General features: G+C 69.0%; 13 protein-coding genes. 5 read left to right on the plus strand and 8 right to left on the minus strand.

Annotated elements, in window-relative coordinates:
* Positions 1 to 49 precede the first annotated feature (49 nt).
* Positions 50 to 1,477, minus strand: coding sequence for a short-chain fatty acyl-CoA regulator family protein (locus ACXIZN_RS00305; protein ID WP_457951764.1), 1,428 nt, complete (start codon positions 1,475 to 1,477; stop codon positions 50 to 52).
* Between the two features lie 228 nt (positions 1,478 to 1,705).
* On the opposite strand from ACXIZN_RS00305, the gene aceA reads away from it, so the two are divergent.
* From aceA to ACXIZN_RS00320, 3 genes are all read left to right on the plus strand, one after another.
* Complete coding sequence (gene aceA, locus ACXIZN_RS00310) at positions 1,706 to 2,992, plus strand: isocitrate lyase (protein ID WP_016336576.1); 1,287 nt, start codon at positions 1,706 to 1,708, stop codon at positions 2,990 to 2,992.
* A 99-nt stretch (positions 2,993 to 3,091) separates the two neighbouring features.
* Positions 3,092 to 4,696 carry a malate synthase A gene (gene aceB / locus ACXIZN_RS00315; RefSeq protein ID WP_457951765.1) on the plus strand — a complete coding sequence of 535 codons (1,605 nt, stop codon included), beginning with the start codon at positions 3,092 to 3,094 and terminating at the stop codon, positions 4,694 to 4,696.
* A 462-nt stretch (positions 4,697 to 5,158) separates the two neighbouring features.
* A complete protein-coding gene (locus ACXIZN_RS00320; RefSeq protein WP_457951767.1) occupies positions 5,159 to 5,290 on the plus strand; it encodes a hypothetical protein in 132 nt (43 codons plus the stop codon).
* Positions 5,291 to 5,695: 405 nt separating this feature from the next.
* Here the strand turns inward: ACXIZN_RS00320 and ACXIZN_RS00325 are convergent, their stop codons facing one another.
* Positions 5,696 to 6,949 carry a glycosyltransferase family 4 protein gene (locus tag ACXIZN_RS00325; RefSeq protein ID WP_457951768.1) on the minus strand — a complete coding sequence of 418 codons (1,254 nt, stop codon included), beginning with the start codon at positions 6,947 to 6,949 and terminating at the stop codon, positions 5,696 to 5,698.
* 108 nt (positions 6,950 to 7,057) lie between these two features.
* On the opposite strand from ACXIZN_RS00325, the gene ACXIZN_RS00330 reads away from it, so the two are divergent.
* The gene (locus ACXIZN_RS00330) at positions 7,058 to 8,824 is read left to right on the plus strand and encodes a glycoside hydrolase family 2 protein (protein WP_457951770.1); all 1,767 of its coding nucleotides are present in this window, start codon (positions 7,058 to 7,060) and stop codon (positions 8,822 to 8,824) included.
* On the opposite strand, the gene ACXIZN_RS00335 is transcribed toward ACXIZN_RS00330, so the two are convergent.
* The 5 genes from ACXIZN_RS00335 to ACXIZN_RS00355 form a co-directional block, all read right to left on the minus strand.
* The gene (locus ACXIZN_RS00335; protein ID WP_457951772.1) at positions 8,812 to 9,039 is read right to left on the minus strand and encodes a hypothetical protein; all 228 of its coding nucleotides are present in this window, start codon (positions 9,037 to 9,039) and stop codon (positions 8,812 to 8,814) included. The genes ACXIZN_RS00330 and ACXIZN_RS00335 overlap by 13 nt on opposite strands.
* Positions 9,039 to 10,100, minus strand: coding sequence for a serine protease (locus ACXIZN_RS00340; protein WP_457951773.1), 1,062 nt, complete (start codon positions 10,098 to 10,100; stop codon positions 9,039 to 9,041). Before ACXIZN_RS00340 ends, ACXIZN_RS00335 begins: the two co-directional genes overlap by 1 nt.
* Positions 10,101 to 10,374: 274 nt before the next feature.
* Complete coding sequence (locus tag ACXIZN_RS00345; RefSeq protein ID WP_457951775.1) at positions 10,375 to 10,860, minus strand: glutathione peroxidase; 486 nt, start codon at positions 10,858 to 10,860, stop codon at positions 10,375 to 10,377.
* Between the two features lie 13 nt (positions 10,861 to 10,873).
* Positions 10,874 to 12,385, minus strand: a complete 1,512-nt coding sequence (locus ACXIZN_RS00350; protein WP_457951776.1) for a 1,4-alpha-glucan branching protein domain-containing protein — start codon at positions 12,383 to 12,385, stop codon at positions 10,874 to 10,876.
* Entirely contained in the window at positions 12,382 to 13,155 is a 774-nt protein-coding gene (locus tag ACXIZN_RS00355) for a methyltransferase domain-containing protein (protein ID WP_457951778.1), read from the minus strand. The genes ACXIZN_RS00350 and ACXIZN_RS00355 overlap by 4 nt, the downstream gene beginning before the upstream one ends.
* A gap of 70 nt (positions 13,156 to 13,225) precedes the next feature.
* Here ACXIZN_RS00355 and ACXIZN_RS00360 point away from each other — a divergent pair, with 70 nt between their 5' ends.
* Positions 13,226 to 13,648, plus strand: coding sequence for a hypothetical protein (locus ACXIZN_RS00360; RefSeq protein ID WP_457951779.1), 423 nt, complete (start codon positions 13,226 to 13,228; stop codon positions 13,646 to 13,648).
* Here the strand turns inward: ACXIZN_RS00360 and ACXIZN_RS00365 are convergent.
* Positions 13,629 to 14,480, minus strand: coding sequence for a DegV family protein (locus ACXIZN_RS00365; protein ID WP_457951781.1), 852 nt, complete (start codon positions 14,478 to 14,480; stop codon positions 13,629 to 13,631). The genes ACXIZN_RS00360 and ACXIZN_RS00365 overlap by 20 nt on opposite strands.
* Positions 14,481 to 14,517 lie beyond the last annotated feature (37 nt).

Raw genomic sequence — 14,517 nt, forward strand, 5'->3', positions numbered from 1 at the left:
CACAGGCCGCGGCCGTCGCCGGTCACCCTGCCAGGGAGATCAGGACGGCTCAAGGCGACTTGGGCACCGCCGGGTACGGGACGAACGTGCTGGTGTTCTCGTCGACGGTCAGCTGCTTGCCGATCGTCGGGAACGCGCGCTGCGAACACGCCGGGCGTTCGCAGACTTTGCAACCCATGCCGATCGGGGTGGCCGCGGCGCGGTCGTCGAGATCGAGCCCGGTCGAGTAGATGAGCCGTTTCGCGTGCCGAAGTTCGCAGCCGAGGCCGACGGTGAACGTCTTTCCGGGGCTGCCGTAGCCGCCGATGTTGCGGGACACCGTCCGCGCGACCCAGAAGTAGCTCTTGCCGTCGGGCAGGGTCGCGATCTGGGTGAGGATCTTGCCGGGCTGGGCGAACGCCTCGTAGATGTTCCACAGGGGACACGCGCCGCCGACGCGGGAGAAGTGGAAACCCGCGGCGGACTGGCGTTTCGACATGTTCCCCGCCCGGTCGACCCGCACGAACGAGAACGGCACGCCGCGGTTCTTCGGGCGCTGCAAGGTCGAGAGCCGGTGGCAGACCGTCTCGAAGCCGACGCCGAAGTGGTCGCAGAGCCGCTCGATGTCGTAGCGGAAGCGTTCGGCGCTCGCCAGGAACGGTCCATAGGGGAGGATCAGCGCGCCCGCGAAGTAGTTCGCGAGCCCGACTCGGGCCAGCGAACGCGCGGCGGGCCCGGAGAACGCCCACGAGTCGGCGAGTTCGGTGATCAGGTCGTCGTATTCCAGCAGCGCGATCTGCGAAGCCATCCGGAACGCCTGCTGCCCGACGCGCAGGCTCGGCGCCAGCCGCAGCACTCGCGGCCCCGGTTCGTAGCGGTGCTGTTCGCCGTTGGTCTCGTCGATGCCTTCGCTCGTGACGTCGACGCCGTAGCGCTGGATCAGGGTCTCCTTCAGCGCCGCGAGCACCTGACCGCGTTGCAGCGGGATGTCGTGCGCCATCCGTTCGGCGCGTTCGTCCAGCTCGGCGACGTAGTTCTCCCGTTCGTAGAAGAAGTCGCGGACCTCTTCGTGCGGCAGGGCGGTCGCGGCGCTGCCGTGCAGGCCGAGGCCGTTTTCCGTGGTCAGCGCGGCGGTGTTCTCGACGGCGTTGCGGTAGCTGCGGTGCAGTTTGACCAGGGCCTGGGCGATGGTCGGCAGGTTGGTGGCGAGGTCGTTGAGCTCGCTGTTCGTGACGTCCACGCCGAGGACTTCGTCGAGCAGCGCCTCCTTCACATCGGCCACCAGCCGGGCGGTGTCGTTGTTCGCGAAGAACTCGGTGTCCACTCCGAACGCCTGCGTGATGCGAAGGAGCACCGGGACGGTCAGCGGACGCGAGTTGTGCTCGATCTGATTGAGGTAACTGGGTGAGATCTCCAGCACACGAGCGAGATCCGCCTGGCTCATCGACCGGCTTTCGCGCAGATGCCGCAGCTTCGCTCCGGCGAAGGTTTTGTCCACTGAGGCCTCTCTGTCCGCAAGGTTTCCGGGCCTGAACGATTCAGTGAACGGTCAAGCCCGTGGATTTTGCCTCTGCTTGCGAACCTGCGATTCGCAACCTTTGCAAGATGCTACGGAAGCTTCGCAGAAATTGGCAAATTGGAGGCCTGGATCGGATTTCCCCTGTCATGTCAGGGTCGGATCAGGAAAGGCGATCACTCGCAAACTTCGCAACACCGGGAGAATCCGATGACTCAGCACGCGCAGCAGCTGGAGCAGGCGGCCGCCGAACTGGCCAAGCAGTGGGAGACCGACCCCCGCTGGGCGGGCGTGAAGCGTTCGTACTCCGCGGCTGACGTGGTCAAGCTGCGCGGCAGCGTGGTCGAGGAGCACACGCTCGCTCGCCGCGGCGCCGAGAAGCTGTGGGACCTCCTGCACACCGAGGACTACGTCCACTCGCTGGGCGCACTGACCGGTAACCAGGCCGTGCAGCAGGTGCGCGCCGGCCTCAAGGCCATCTACCTGTCGGGCTGGCAGGTCGCCGCCGACGCCAACCTCTCCGGCCAGACCTACCCGGACCAGAGCCTCTACCCGGCCAACTCGGTGCCGGCCGTCGTCCGCCGCATCAACAACGCGCTGGGCCGCGCCGACCAGATCAACTGGGCCGAGGGCAACACCGACATCGACTGGTACGCCCCGATCGTCGCCGACGCCGAGGCCGGTTTCGGTGGCCCGCTCAACGCCTTCGAGCTGATGAAGGGCATGATCGCCGCCGGTGCCGCGGGTGTGCACTGGGAGGACCAGCTCGCTTCCGAGAAGAAGTGCGGTCACCTCGGCGGCAAGGTGCTGATCCCGACCAAGCAGCACGAGCGCACGCTGAACGCCGCCCGCCTCGCCGCGGACGTGCTGAACGTGCCTTCGCTGATCGTCGCCCGCACCGACGCGCAGGCCGCCACGCTGATCACCAGCGACGTCGACGAGCGTGACCGCAAGTACGTCACCGGCGAGCGCACCGCCGAGGGCTTCTACAACGTCACCAACGGCATCGACCCCTGCATCGACCGCGGTCTGGCCTACGCCGAGTACGCCGACCTGCTGTGGATGGAGACCTCCAAGCCGGACCTCGAGGTCGCCCGCCAGTTCGCCGAGGCGATCAAGGCCAAGTACCCGGACCAGATGCTGGCCTACAACTGCTCGCCGTCGTTCAACTGGAAGAAGCACCTGGACGACGCGACGATCGCGAAGTTCCAGCGCGAGCTCGGCCACATGGGCTACAAGTTCCAGTTCATCACGCTGGCCGGCTTCCACGCCCTGAACTACTCGATGTTCGACCTGGCGCACGGTTACGCCCGCGAGGGCATGACCGCCTACGTCGACCTGCAGGAGCGCGAGTTCGCTTCGGAGGACCGCGGTTACACCGCCACGAAGCACCAGCGCGAGGTCGGCACCGGCTGGTTCGACAACGTCGCGACCGCGCTGAACCCGGAGAGCTCGACCACCGCGCTCGCCGGTTCCACCGAGGCCGAGCAGTTCTGATCCCTCGCAAGTAGGTGACCGGTGGCGGTCTTTCGACCCCCGGGAGACCGCCACCTCCCTTCCCTTCTATCTCTCGCGAAGCCCCAGCGGAGGCATACCATGGTTGAGAAGCTGAACTACCGGATCGACGTCTGCGGACCTGCCGGTGACCGGTTCGACGAGATCCTCACCCCGGCCGCGCTGGACTTCGTGGCCAAACTGGACAACGCGTTCGCCGGCCGCCGCCGCGAGCTGCTCGACGCGCGCCGTCTGCGCCGCGAGAAACTGCAGTCCGGTGAGGAGCCGCTGGGCTTCCTGCCCGAGACGCGCTCCATCCGCGACGACAGCAGCTGGTCGGTCGCCCCGGCCGCGCCCGGTCTCGAAGACCGCCGCGTCGAGATCACCGGCCCGACCGACCGCAAGATGACGGTCAACGCGCTGAACTCCGGCGCGAAGGTCTGGCTCGCCGACTTCGAGGACGCGACCTCGCCGACCTGGCACAACGTCATCGACGGCCAGCTCAACCTGTTCGACGCGATCCGCCGCAACATCGACTTCACCACCGAGGCCGGCAAGCGCTACACGATCGGCGACGAGCCCGCGACGATCGTCGCCCGCCCCCGCGGCTGGCACTTGGTGGAGAAGCACATCCGCATCGACGGCCGCCCGGTCTCGGCGAGCCTGGTCGACTTCGGCCTCTACTTCTTCCACAACGCGCGCCAGCTGCTGGCCCGAGGCAGCGGCCCGTACTTCTACCTGCCGAAGCTCGAGAACCACCTCGAAGCGCGGCTGTGGAACGACGTCTTCCTGCTGGCGCAACGGGAACTCGGCATCCCGCGCGGCACCGTCCGGGCCACCGTGCTGATCGAGACGATCACCGCCGCGTTCGAGATGGAGGAGATCCTCTACGAACTGCGCGAGCACGTCGCCGGGCTGAACGCCGGCCGCTGGGACTACATCTTCAGCGTCATCAAGAACTTCTCGTCGCACGGCGCGGACTTCGTGCTCCCGGACCGCGCGCAGGTGACGATGACCGTCCCGTTCATGCGGGCCTACACCGAACTGCTGGTGCGCACCTGCCACAAGCGCGGGGCGCACGCCATCGGCGGCATGGCCGCGTTCATCCCGAGCAAGGACCCGGAGATCAACGCGACCGCGCTGGAGAAGGTCCGCCAGGACAAGGAACGCGAGGCGAACGACGGTTTCGACGGCTCGTGGGTCGCGCACCCCGGCCTCGTCCCGGTCTGCCGCGAGGTGTTCGACGAGGTGCTCGGCGGCTGGCCCAACCAGCTCGGCAAGCTCCGTGAGGACGTCGTCGTCACCGCCGAGGATCTGCTCGACGTCGCCAGCGCGGGCGGCGAGGTCACCGAAGCGGGTGTCCGCGCCAACATCAACGTCGCGCTGCGCTACATCGACGCGTGGCTGCGCGGCACCGGCGCGGCGGCGATCCACAACCTGATGGAGGACGCCGCCACCGCTGAGATCGCGCGCTGCCAGGTGTGGCAGTGGATTCGCAACGGCACGAAGCTCGAAGACGGCACCGCGCTCACCCGCGAGCTTGCCGTGTCCTATTTGGACGAAGAGCTGGCCTCGGTGCGGGCCGAACTGGGCGAGGGCAACCGGCTCGGCGACGCCTACGAGATCTTCACCGAGACCGCGCTGGGCGAGAAGCTGCCGAGTTTCCTCACCACCGGCGCGTACGCGCGATACCTGACCACTCACTGATCCAGGCTCCGGCCGCCTCTACCTGACGCGGGGCGGCCGGGTTCCACACCGGTTTGGGACGGTGTGGCCCAACGGGTCCGGTGGCGGCGGCTCCCCGCCACCGGACCCGCTTCACGCGCGCGCCCCTCCGGTAGCGCCTGTCGGGCGTGCGCCCGTCGCGGAGGCCCCGTCCTCACCACACCACCGTGGACGGGGCCTTCGCGGCTTTCTCATGCCGAACATGCGTGATCGAAGGCGTAACTCGCGTGCTTGGAGGCGTAACACGATGATCCGGCTCCAAGCACGCGAGTTACGGCTCTGATCACGCGAGTTACGGCTCTGATCACACTCACGGGACCGGACGAAACGGTCACGGACCGCGATTAGGTAGGGGTACGTAGTGATACCCCCGTTGTTTCGGCGGCGGGTCGCGCGGATGCTCTGCGCCGGGTGGGGATTCCGCCCGTTTCCCGAGGAGCCACCATGAAGAAGCAGTTGAGAACCCTCTTGGCCGCGACCTTCGCCGTCCTCGCCGTCGCCCTCGCCGCCCCGGCGGTGTCCGCTTCGGCCGGGGTCACGGCGCAGCCGGACTGTGTCCGGCCGTGCCACTTCTGACCGGCGTCACCTAGAGCAGCCCCGGGGGTCGCGCCCCTCGCGACCCGCGACGCTCGTGGAGGGGGTCCGGGTCCCCCGACGTCCCGGATTCCCCTCCGCCCTGCCTTCCCTCGGCGGCGCGCATGTCGCGAAAGCCACTTTCGGGACATCAGACGTCGCGAAAGTGGCTTTCGAAACGTCGGCGGGGTGAGCGGCCGGCCGTGTCGAGGCATGTCGCGAAAGCCACTTTCGCGACGTCTGATGTCCCGAAAGTGGCTTTCGNGTGGCTTTCGCGACATGCCTCGACACGGCCGGCCGCTCACCCCGCCGACGTTTCGAAAGCCACTTTCGGGACATCAGACGTCGCGAAAGTGGCTTTCGCGACATGCGCCCTGCCGCGTTTAGTCCTCTGAATGCGCCGGGGCATCAGGGCTCGAAGGCGTTCCCGGTCGCGATCTTCGGCCGCCCCAGTTCCACCGGCTCCCCGACGCGAGCCCGCCGGTAGACCGCGACGGTCGCCTCGGCGATCCGCCCCCAGTCGAAGTCAGCAGCCAGCCGCGACTGCGCGGTCAGCGCACGGCGGGCGGCGGCGACCTCGTCGTCCAGCACCGCCTCGACGGCGTCCCCGAGGGCGTCGACGTCGCCGGGGCTGAACGCCAGGCCGGTCTCGCCGTCGACGACGACCTCGCCGAGCCCGCCCGCGGTCGAAGCGACCAGCGGCGCCTTCGCCGCGGCCGCCTCCAGCGCGACGATCCCGAACGGCTCGTACCGGCTGGGCAGCACGACGGCGTCGGCCGCGGCCAGCACGGCGCGCAATTCGCGGTCGGACAGATGGCCGACGAAGTCCACCGCGCGGCGCACGCGCAGCTTGCGGGCCTGGTCGACCAGTTCCTCCAGATGCCGTCCCTTGCCGGCGACGACCAGCCGCGTCCCCGGTTTGGCGCGGCGGATCCGGGGGAGCGCGGCGAGCAGGTCCTGCACGCCCTTCTCCCACTCCAGCCGTCCGAAGTACAGCAGCAGCGGCGCGCCGGAGGGGCTGTAGACCTCGCGCGCGTGCGCGACCTCCTCCGCGGGCACCTGCCAGGTGCGTTCCTCGATGCCGTTGTGGATCACGGTGACCGCTTCGCCGTCGACCTCGAACAGGTGCGCCACCTCGCGGCGCATGGCCTGCGAACAGGTGATCAGCGCGTCCGAACGGTTCGCGAGCCACCATTCGACGGAGTGCACCTGCTGGTTCAGCGGATGCGAGAGCCAGCCGGAGTGCCGTCCGGCCTCGGTGGCGTGGATCGTGCCGACCAGCGGCACCCGCGCGGCCTCCGCGATCGCGATGGCGGGATGGGTGACCAGCCAGTCGTGCGCGTGCACCACGTCCGGCTGCCAGGTGCGCAGCAGGTCGGTGGCGGCGCGGACCATCGCGTGCCCCATGGCCAGCGTCCACGCGACGAGGTCCCGTTCGAAGGTCACGTGCATCGGATCCTCGGCGACCCGGATGATCCGGACGCCTTCGACCACGCGATCGGTCCTCGGGTGGGTCTCGGCGTCGGTGCCCGCCGTGTGACGGCACAGGACGACCACGTCGTGCCCCTGCCGGGCGAGATGCCTGGCCAGGGCGTGGACGTGCCGTGCGAGTCCGCCGACGACCACGGGTGGGTACTCCCACGACAACATCAGCACGCGCATGGGTGGAGGTTACTCGTGAGTCGGTCGTCACCGGGACGGGGCGATCACCCCTCCCGGTGAACCCGATCGAGGGCGACAGGAGCGACGATCTTTGCCACCATCGGGTCGATGACGTCTTCGGTGAACGCGGCCGGACCGGCCTTCAAGTCCGTCGAACCGGTGCTCTCGACGCCGTGGTCCGCGCACGTCGGGCCCGGCGACGCGCTGCCGGAGTACCCCCGTCCGCGGCTGGTCCGCGAACGGTGGCTGAACCTCAACGGCGTCTGGGAGTACGCGGGCAGCGGCGCGCCCGGCCGGAACGGGTACGGCGAGCGGATCCTGGTGCCGTTCCCGCCGGAGTCGGCGCTCTCCGGTATCGGACGGCGGGACGAAACCCTCTGGTATCGCAGGGTTTTCGAGGTCCCGTCCGGCTGGGACGGTCAGCGCGTGCTGCTCCACTTCGGCGCCGTCGACCAGTCCGCCGAGGTCTGGCTCAACAACCAGAAGGTGGCCGTCCACGAAGGCGGATACACGGCCTTCAGCGCGGACATCACCGACGTGCTGCGCCCGTCGGGATCGCAGGAACTGACCGTCCGCGCGACGGACCGCACCGACGCCTCGACCCACCCCGTCGGCAAGCAGCGGAACGACCCGGAAGGGATCTTCTACACCGCCGCGTCGGGTATCTGGCAGACCGTCTGGCTGGAGCCCGTGCCGTCCGCGCACGTCCGGGATCTCCAGACGACGCCGGATCTCGAAGGAGTGACGGTTGTGCCGAAGGTCACAGGCGGCGCCCGGGTGGAGCTGATCGTGAGCGAGCCCGACGGCCCGGAAGTGGCACGCGTCGAGGGAGAGGCAGGACAGCAGTTGCGCGCGGAGGTCCCTTCGCCGCGCCTCTGGACACCCGACGATCCGTATCTCTACGACCTTCAGGTCCGCCTACTCGATGAAAGCGGCAACGCGCTCGACGTCGTCGAGTCCTACACCGGGCTCCGCACGATCGGGACGGTCACCGACGTCCAGGGCAGGCCGCGGATCGCGCTCAACGGCCGGATCACCTTCCTCCACGGCCCGCTCGACCAGGGCTATTGGCCGGACGGGATCCACACCGCCCCCACCGACGAGGCGTTGCGGTTCGACCTGGAGAAGACCAAGGAACTGGGCTTCAACTTCGTCCGCAAACACGTCAAGGTCGAGCCGGAGCGCTGGTATCACTGGGCGGATCGGCTGGGCCTGCTCGTCTGGCAGGACATGCCGTCGCTCACCGTCTCCTTCGACGGCCCGCCAGGGACGGCGCCCGATCCGGTGCCGGAGGCGAAGGCACGGTTCGAAGCCGAACTGATCGAGATGATCGAGCAGCTGCGCGGGGTGACCTCGATCGTCGGCTGGGTGCCGTTCAACGAGGGCTGGGGCGAATTCGACACCGCGCGGATCGCGAAGCTGGTGAAGGATCTCGACCCGACCAGGCTCGTCGTCGCGAACAGCGGGGTGAACTGCTGCTTCTCGCGGCCGGACACCGGCGCGGGCGACGTCTACGACGACCACACCTACGTCGGTCCGGGGAAACCCGTGGTGAAGGACGGCAGGGTGATCGTCGACGGTGAGTACGGCGGCCTCGGCCTGGTCCTCGACGAGCACCGCTGGCCGGGGGAGCCGCAGGCTTACGAGATGACGCCGACCTCGGCAGAGCTGACGAAGCGCTATGCCGAGGTCAGCGAACGACTCGAACGGATCATCGCCGGAACCGGCCTTTCCGGCGCGATCTACACCCAGACCACCGACGTCGAGAACGAGGTCAACGGCCTGCTCACCTACGACCGGCGGGTGGTGAAGGCGGACGCGGCGACCGTCGCGGCCCGCAATCGCGCGGTCATCGAAGCGGGTCAGTCCGGCTGAGCCTCCACCGGACCGCCCGAATCCCGGACCCGGACGGGCACCCCGAGCAGCTGAGAAGGCAGCTGCCCGGGGTCGTGACCGGGGTTCATCCACACGTCGACCGTGGGTGTCCCCTCGGCCTCGCCCTGCCCGACGCCGACCACTCCCGGGACGTCGTCGAGCCACCGGGACGCCGCCACCAGCGCGGCGTCGATGTCGGAGACTTCGTCGGCCACTACGGGTGCACCCGGATCCCGAGCGACGCTTCGACCAGCGAGATCCGGTTGATCACGGTGACCACCGGCGAGCCGGCGAACAGCAGGCCGACGGCGTTCTCGCTCAGGTCCGCCACGAGGCTGCCCGAGTCGCCGCCGGCCGACATGTCGGTGGTCAGCAGCTGCTGCGCGAACCGGGCCACCCGGCCGCCGCCGTAGTTCACGTCGACGGTGGCGTTGATGTTCGTGATCCGCCCGGTCGTCCAGTTCGTGGTCCGGCCGGTCTTCTGCACGAGCGTGCCGACCGCGGGCGCCACGTTGGTGCCCTTGAGTTCGCCGACCCAGAAGATCCGCCGGTCGAGGTCGTGGAACTGGCCTTCGGCGATCGCGGCGTCGACGAAGTTCAACGGCACCGGCTGCCCCGGCTGGATGAACTTGATCGGCACGAACCGGCTCAGCCTGGCGATGACGTCGGTGGGGACGACGCCGCCGTCGAACGGGCCGGGCTGCAGGATCGGGTCGCCGATGGCGGCGGCGTTGGAGTTCGCCAGCACGTGGTTGTTGCTCAGGATGTAGTACCGCGGCGGTTTGCCGGGCAGCGCCGTCGCGTCGTAGACCGCGGTGCCGTAGGTGCCGGCGGTGATCTTGAAGTGGCCGACGCTGAGCCCGCCGAACGCCGGACGGAACCGCTTGGCGAGGGTGAACGGACCGACCTGCTCACGGGCGAGCTCGTCGGGGCGGGCGAGGGTCGGAGCCTGGGGTTCGTCGAGCATCGTGGCGGCGCCGTTCACCTTCGGCGCGGCGATACTGCGGCCCGCCTGCAGCACGCCGACCTCCTGGACGTCGGTGGGCACGCCCGCCAGCGTCGCCGGGACGAGGTCGTCGTCACGCAGCATCTCGTGCGGCATCTTCGTGTCGACGAGGACGGTGATCGCCTTCTCACCGGTGTCCCTCCCGCCGGACCATTTGGTGCCGAGCGCGACACCCACCACGTTCTGCCGGTTCAGCAACGACTCCTCTTCGGCCGCCTGCACGCTCGCCAGTGAGAGGAATTCGTCCGGGATCATATTGTTCTCGATCATTTCGGCCACACTTTTCTGGTTGTCTGCGTTGGCGAAGAAGTGCGGGAGTCCCGACGAAAGAGTGTTCCCCTGTCCGCGGGCCGGCGCCATAGTGCAATCGGGTACGGCGCTTCACCGGGGAATGTCAGTATTTCCCTTGTGTGGCAAGGGTTTGTGATCGAGCAACCGGCCATCGCGCGAGTGCCGGGGATATTCGGGGACTTTGGTCACCGGATCGCCGGAAAAGGAAACAGGCCGGCTCCGCAGAGCCGGCCTGTTTGGTGGGAAGCGGGGTTCAGCCGATCGTGGCGTCGATCGCCTTGGTGATCTCTTCGTCCTCGGGTTCGGTGCGCGGGCGGAATCGTCCCACCACTTCACCGGACGGGGCGACGAGGAACTTCTCGAAATTCCACTGCACATCGCCGGCGGCGCCTTCCGCGTCGGCCGCCTTGGTCAGCTCGGCGTAGAGCGGGTGCCGGGTTTCGCCGTTCACGTCCAGCTTTTCGAACAGCGGGAACGAAACGCCGTACGTCGTCGAGCAGAAGGTCTGGATCTCCTCGGCGGTGCCCGGCTCCTGGCCGGCGAACTGGTTGCACGGGAACCCGACGACGGAGAAACCCTTGTCCGCGTAGCGTTCCTGCAGCTTCTCCAGCCCGGTGTACTGCGGCGTCAGCCCGCATTGCGACGCCACGTTCACCACCAGCAGCGTCTTGCCCTCGAGTGCGCCGAGCGTCGTGTCCTCGCCCGCGAGCGTCTTCAGCGGAATGTCGTGGATCCCCATGCTCTCCCTTTCGTCATTTCCTCAGCAGATCACGCGCGTCGACGTGGCCGAACGGTCCGTCGTCGCGCCGGAACGCGGCCGCGGTCTCCCGCGCGCGGTCGAGCGCGCCCTCGCGGAGCAGGCCGGCGAGCGTGTCGAACCGTTCGGTGTGCACCTTCGCCCGCCGCCGCGCGTAGTCGGCGGCGGAATCCTTGGTGACCATGAACGCCCAGTCGCTCGACAGCGCCAGCATCGCCTCGGCGACGGCCTGGTCGCGGACGGCGTCGCGGGTCGTCGTGTCCATCCCGGTGACCAGGTCCAGCATCCGGTGCTGCAGCGCGGCGTTGTCCCGCACCATGTCGGCGACCTGCTCGCCGTCCCAGACCCGCCAGTCCTTGCCCGAGCCCCACGACGACGCCGGGAGATCGACCTTCCCGCCGAGGTGACCCGCTTCGAGCGCGCCCTTGAGCGTGGTGACGCGGACGCCCGCCTCGGGCAGCGCGCGCAGGACACCTTCGAGCCAGGCCGGGCCCTCGTGCCACCAGTGTCCGAAGAGTTCGGTGTCGTACGCGGCGACGACGAGCGATTCGCGGCCGTGCTCGGCCTTGAGCGAACGCAGGCGGGCGACGACGGTGTCGACGAAGTCCTGGACGTGGCCGCCGAGGGTGGCCGTCGCCATCGCCGGGTCGTACGGCGCCTTGTCCGGTGGCTCGACGGTCTTGCCGGTCACCCTGGACGGTTTGAGGCCGACTTCGTGCGCCCAGGTGTGGAAGTCGCGGTACGCGGCGTGGCCGGGGTAGCCGGCCTTCGGCGACCAGACGCGGTACGTGACTTCGAGGTCGCGGCCGAAGCAGACGACGTCGGAATCGCCGACGGTCCGTGCCGCCGACGTGTCACCGTGCAGGGACGGCCCGTCGACCATGAACCGCTGGACGCCCGCGGCGGCGTATCCGGCCTCCATTCCGGGCGCGTAGCCGCATTCAGGTGCCCAAATGCCTTCGGGACGGCGCCCGATCCGCAGCGCGGTGTCGGTCAGCCCGCCGCGCAGCATGAAGTCGCGGACCGCCGGATCGAGCAGCGGCTGGAACGGATGCGCCAGGGGGCCGCCGAGCAGTTCGATCGTCCCGTTGTCCACAAAGGACCGAAGGATCGGCGAGAAACCGTGCCGCCAGTGGGTTTCGAGTTCTTCCGATGCCCTGAGCGCCGTCCGGTACTCGCTCGCCGCGAGCTCGCGCAGCAGCGGGTCGCCGCGCCACAGCGTGGACGCGTGCCAGGAGCGCAGCTGCCAATGCCCGAGCCAGTCGTGGAAGGCGTCGATGCAGTACGGGTCGTCGAGCTGGGCGGCGAGGATCGGCGTCATCCCGAGGGTGAGGACGTCTTCGCGGCCCTCGTCGGCGAAGCGGCGCAGGAGGTCGACCATCGGCAGGTAGGAGTGCGCCCACGCCTGGTAGAGCCATTCTTCGCCGACCGGCCAGGACCCGTGGTGCGGCAGCCACGGCAGGTGGCTGTGCACGACGAGGCAGAACGTGCCTTCGTACTCGCTCATCCGCGCACCGCCACGGCCACGAGGTCGAGGCTGGCGTCGAGGTCTTCGCCGTGGATCGCGAAGTCCGTGGCCTGGATGGCTTCGACGTCGGCGAGCAGTTCGGCAGGCCAGGTCGCCTGCCCGGGCAGCTGCCCCATGACGACGTCGAGCTGCGCGTCGATGATCGAGCCGCCGTACTTGGCGTCCAGCTTCGCGACGCCCTCGCCGTGGTGGAGGCCGTGCAGCGTCTCGACCTCGAAACCGGCGTCACGCAGCAGTCCGTCCAATTCGGACGGTGCGAGTTCCCTGGTGTGGAACGGGTTGAGCGGGGTGTCGCTGTCCGGGGTGAAGGTCAGCCGGTTGGGGGTGGTGACGATCAGGCGTCCGCCGGGGGCGAGCACGCGGCGGCATTCGGCGAGGAAGGCGGCCTGGTCCCAAAGGTGCTCGATCACCTGGAAGTTGGCGACGACGTCGATCGAGGCGTCCCGCAGCGGCAGGAACACCAGGTTCGCCCTGGCCACGCCGATGCCGGGGTAGCGGCGGGCGACGTGCTCCGTGGTGGGGACGTCGTAGTCGAGGGCGAGCACCCGCTCGGCGACCGTGGCGATGAGCCCGGCGCCGTAGCCCTCGCCGCACCCTGCCTCCAGGACGGTCTTGCCCGCGCACAAGGGCAGGAGCTGTTGATACGCGGCCTCGTGGCGGCGGTACCAGTAGTTCTCCTCGGCGATGCCCGGCACGGTGCGTTCACCGGTGAGGTGCAGCGCTTCGGCCCTGGTGGCTGGGGTGGTCACGCCGCGACCCTACCGGCCGGTCACTTCGGCCCGCGTGTCACGTTTCGCGGCGCTGTCCAGTCCAGGAGGTATGCAACGGACATTCACCCGCGTACTGCTCGTCGTCTTCGGTCTCATCGAACTGCCCGTCGGGCTGTGGCCGCTGATCAGCCCGGAGGGCTTCTACCGGGACTTCCCGGGGTTCCGCACCGGCTGGGTGGCGATGGACGGCCCCTTCAACGAACACCTGATCCAGGACTTCGGCGGCCTCAACCTGGCGCTATCCGCGATCCTGATCGGCGCCGCCGTGATCGGGACGACCGCCGTGGCCAGGCTCGCCGCGCTCGCCACCTTCTGTTTCGGGCTCCCGCACTTCCTCTACCACCTGGGGCACGTCTCGCATTTCGAGCCGGTGGACCAGGTGCTGATCGTCGTGACGACGGCGCTGGGCGCGGTGCTCCCGATCGTGCTGGCGCTGATCCCGTCGAAGCGGGTCACACCGGCGACACCGTGATGCCGATGGCGCCGGGGCCGAGGTGGGCGCCGAGGATCATGCTGGCGTCCACCAGGGTGCTGTCGACCATATGCGGCAGCCGCGCCCGCAGCCGTCCGCCGATCTCGAGATCGCGTTCGTCCGGGCCGAACCGGGTGATGGCGACCTCCACGTCCTGATCGCCCGCGCACTCCACCGCGAGGTCGACGAGTTTGTTGAGCGCCCGCCGCTGGCCCGGGACCCGGGTCAGCGGGGCGACCTCGCCGTTCTTCACCGTCAGCAGGGGTTTGATCGAGAACGCCGAGCCGAGGAAGGCCTGCGCGGCGCCGATCCGGCCGCCGCGGCGCAGGAACTCCAGCGTGTCGACGTAGAGGATCTCCCGGCTGCCGCGGAACCGGCGTTCGGCCGCGTCGATCACCCGGGTGGCCTGCCCGCCGGCGGCGGCGACCTTGGCCGCCGAGGTCGCCGCGAAACCGAGGCTCATCCCGGTGGTCCCGCTGTCGAGGACGTGCACCGGGACGTTCACCTGCTGGGCGGCCTCGCGGGCGGCGTTCACCGTCTCCGACATGCGGCCCGAGATGTGGATGCTGACGATCGCGGAGGCGCCCTTGCTCGCGGCGTCCTGGAACGCCCAGAAGAACGCGGCGACCTCGGGCGGCGCCGTCTTCACCGGGGTTCCGGCGCGCAGATGGCCGATGATCTCCTCGCGGTCGTAGCGGTTCTCTTCGTCGAACTGCTCTCCGACCTGCAGTTGCACCTGAACGACGCCGATTCCCCAGCGTTCGGCGACCGGGGCGGGGAGGCAGGCGGTGGAGTCCGTGATCACGGCGACGGGGCCGGGCATGGAACGCATGGTCGGGCAGGCTATCGCCTTGCCCTCGGCGCGAGTA

The sequence above is a fragment of the Amycolatopsis sp. TRM77291 genome, from assembly GCF_054166285.1.

What these genes read in the sequence shown, in the direction of transcription:
- aceA (WP_016336576.1), top strand. Translation starts at nt 1,706, where the DNA reads ATGACTCAGCACGCGCAGCAGCTGGAGCAGGCGGCCGCCGAACTGGCC.
- aceB (WP_457951765.1), top strand. Translation starts at nt 3,092, where the DNA reads ATGGTTGAGAAGCTGAACTACCGGATCGACGTCTGCGGACCTGCCGGT.
- ACXIZN_RS00320 (WP_457951767.1), top strand. Translation starts at nt 5,159, where the DNA reads ATGAAGAAGCAGTTGAGAACCCTCTTGGCCGCGACCTTCGCCGTCCTC.
- ACXIZN_RS00325 (WP_457951768.1), bottom strand. Translation starts at nt 6,949, where the DNA reads ATGCGCGTGCTGATGTTGTCGTGGGAGTACCCACCCGTGGTCGTCGGC.
- ACXIZN_RS00330 (WP_457951770.1), top strand. Translation starts at nt 7,058, where the DNA reads ATGACGTCTTCGGTGAACGCGGCCGGACCGGCCTTCAAGTCCGTCGAA.
- ACXIZN_RS00340 (WP_457951773.1), bottom strand. Translation starts at nt 10,100, where the DNA reads ATGATCGAGAACAATATGATCCCGGACGAATTCCTCTCACTGGCGAGC.
- ACXIZN_RS00345 (WP_457951775.1), bottom strand. Translation starts at nt 10,860, where the DNA reads ATGGGGATCCACGACATTCCGCTGAAGACGCTCGCGGGCGAGGACACG.
- ACXIZN_RS00350 (WP_457951776.1), bottom strand. Translation starts at nt 12,385, where the DNA reads ATGAGCGAGTACGAAGGCACGTTCTGCCTCGTCGTGCACAGCCACCTG.
- ACXIZN_RS00360 (WP_457951779.1), top strand. Translation starts at nt 13,226, where the DNA reads ATGCAACGGACATTCACCCGCGTACTGCTCGTCGTCTTCGGTCTCATC.
- ACXIZN_RS00365 (WP_457951781.1), bottom strand. Translation starts at nt 14,480, where the DNA reads ATGCGTTCCATGCCCGGCCCCGTCGCCGTGATCACGGACTCCACCGCC.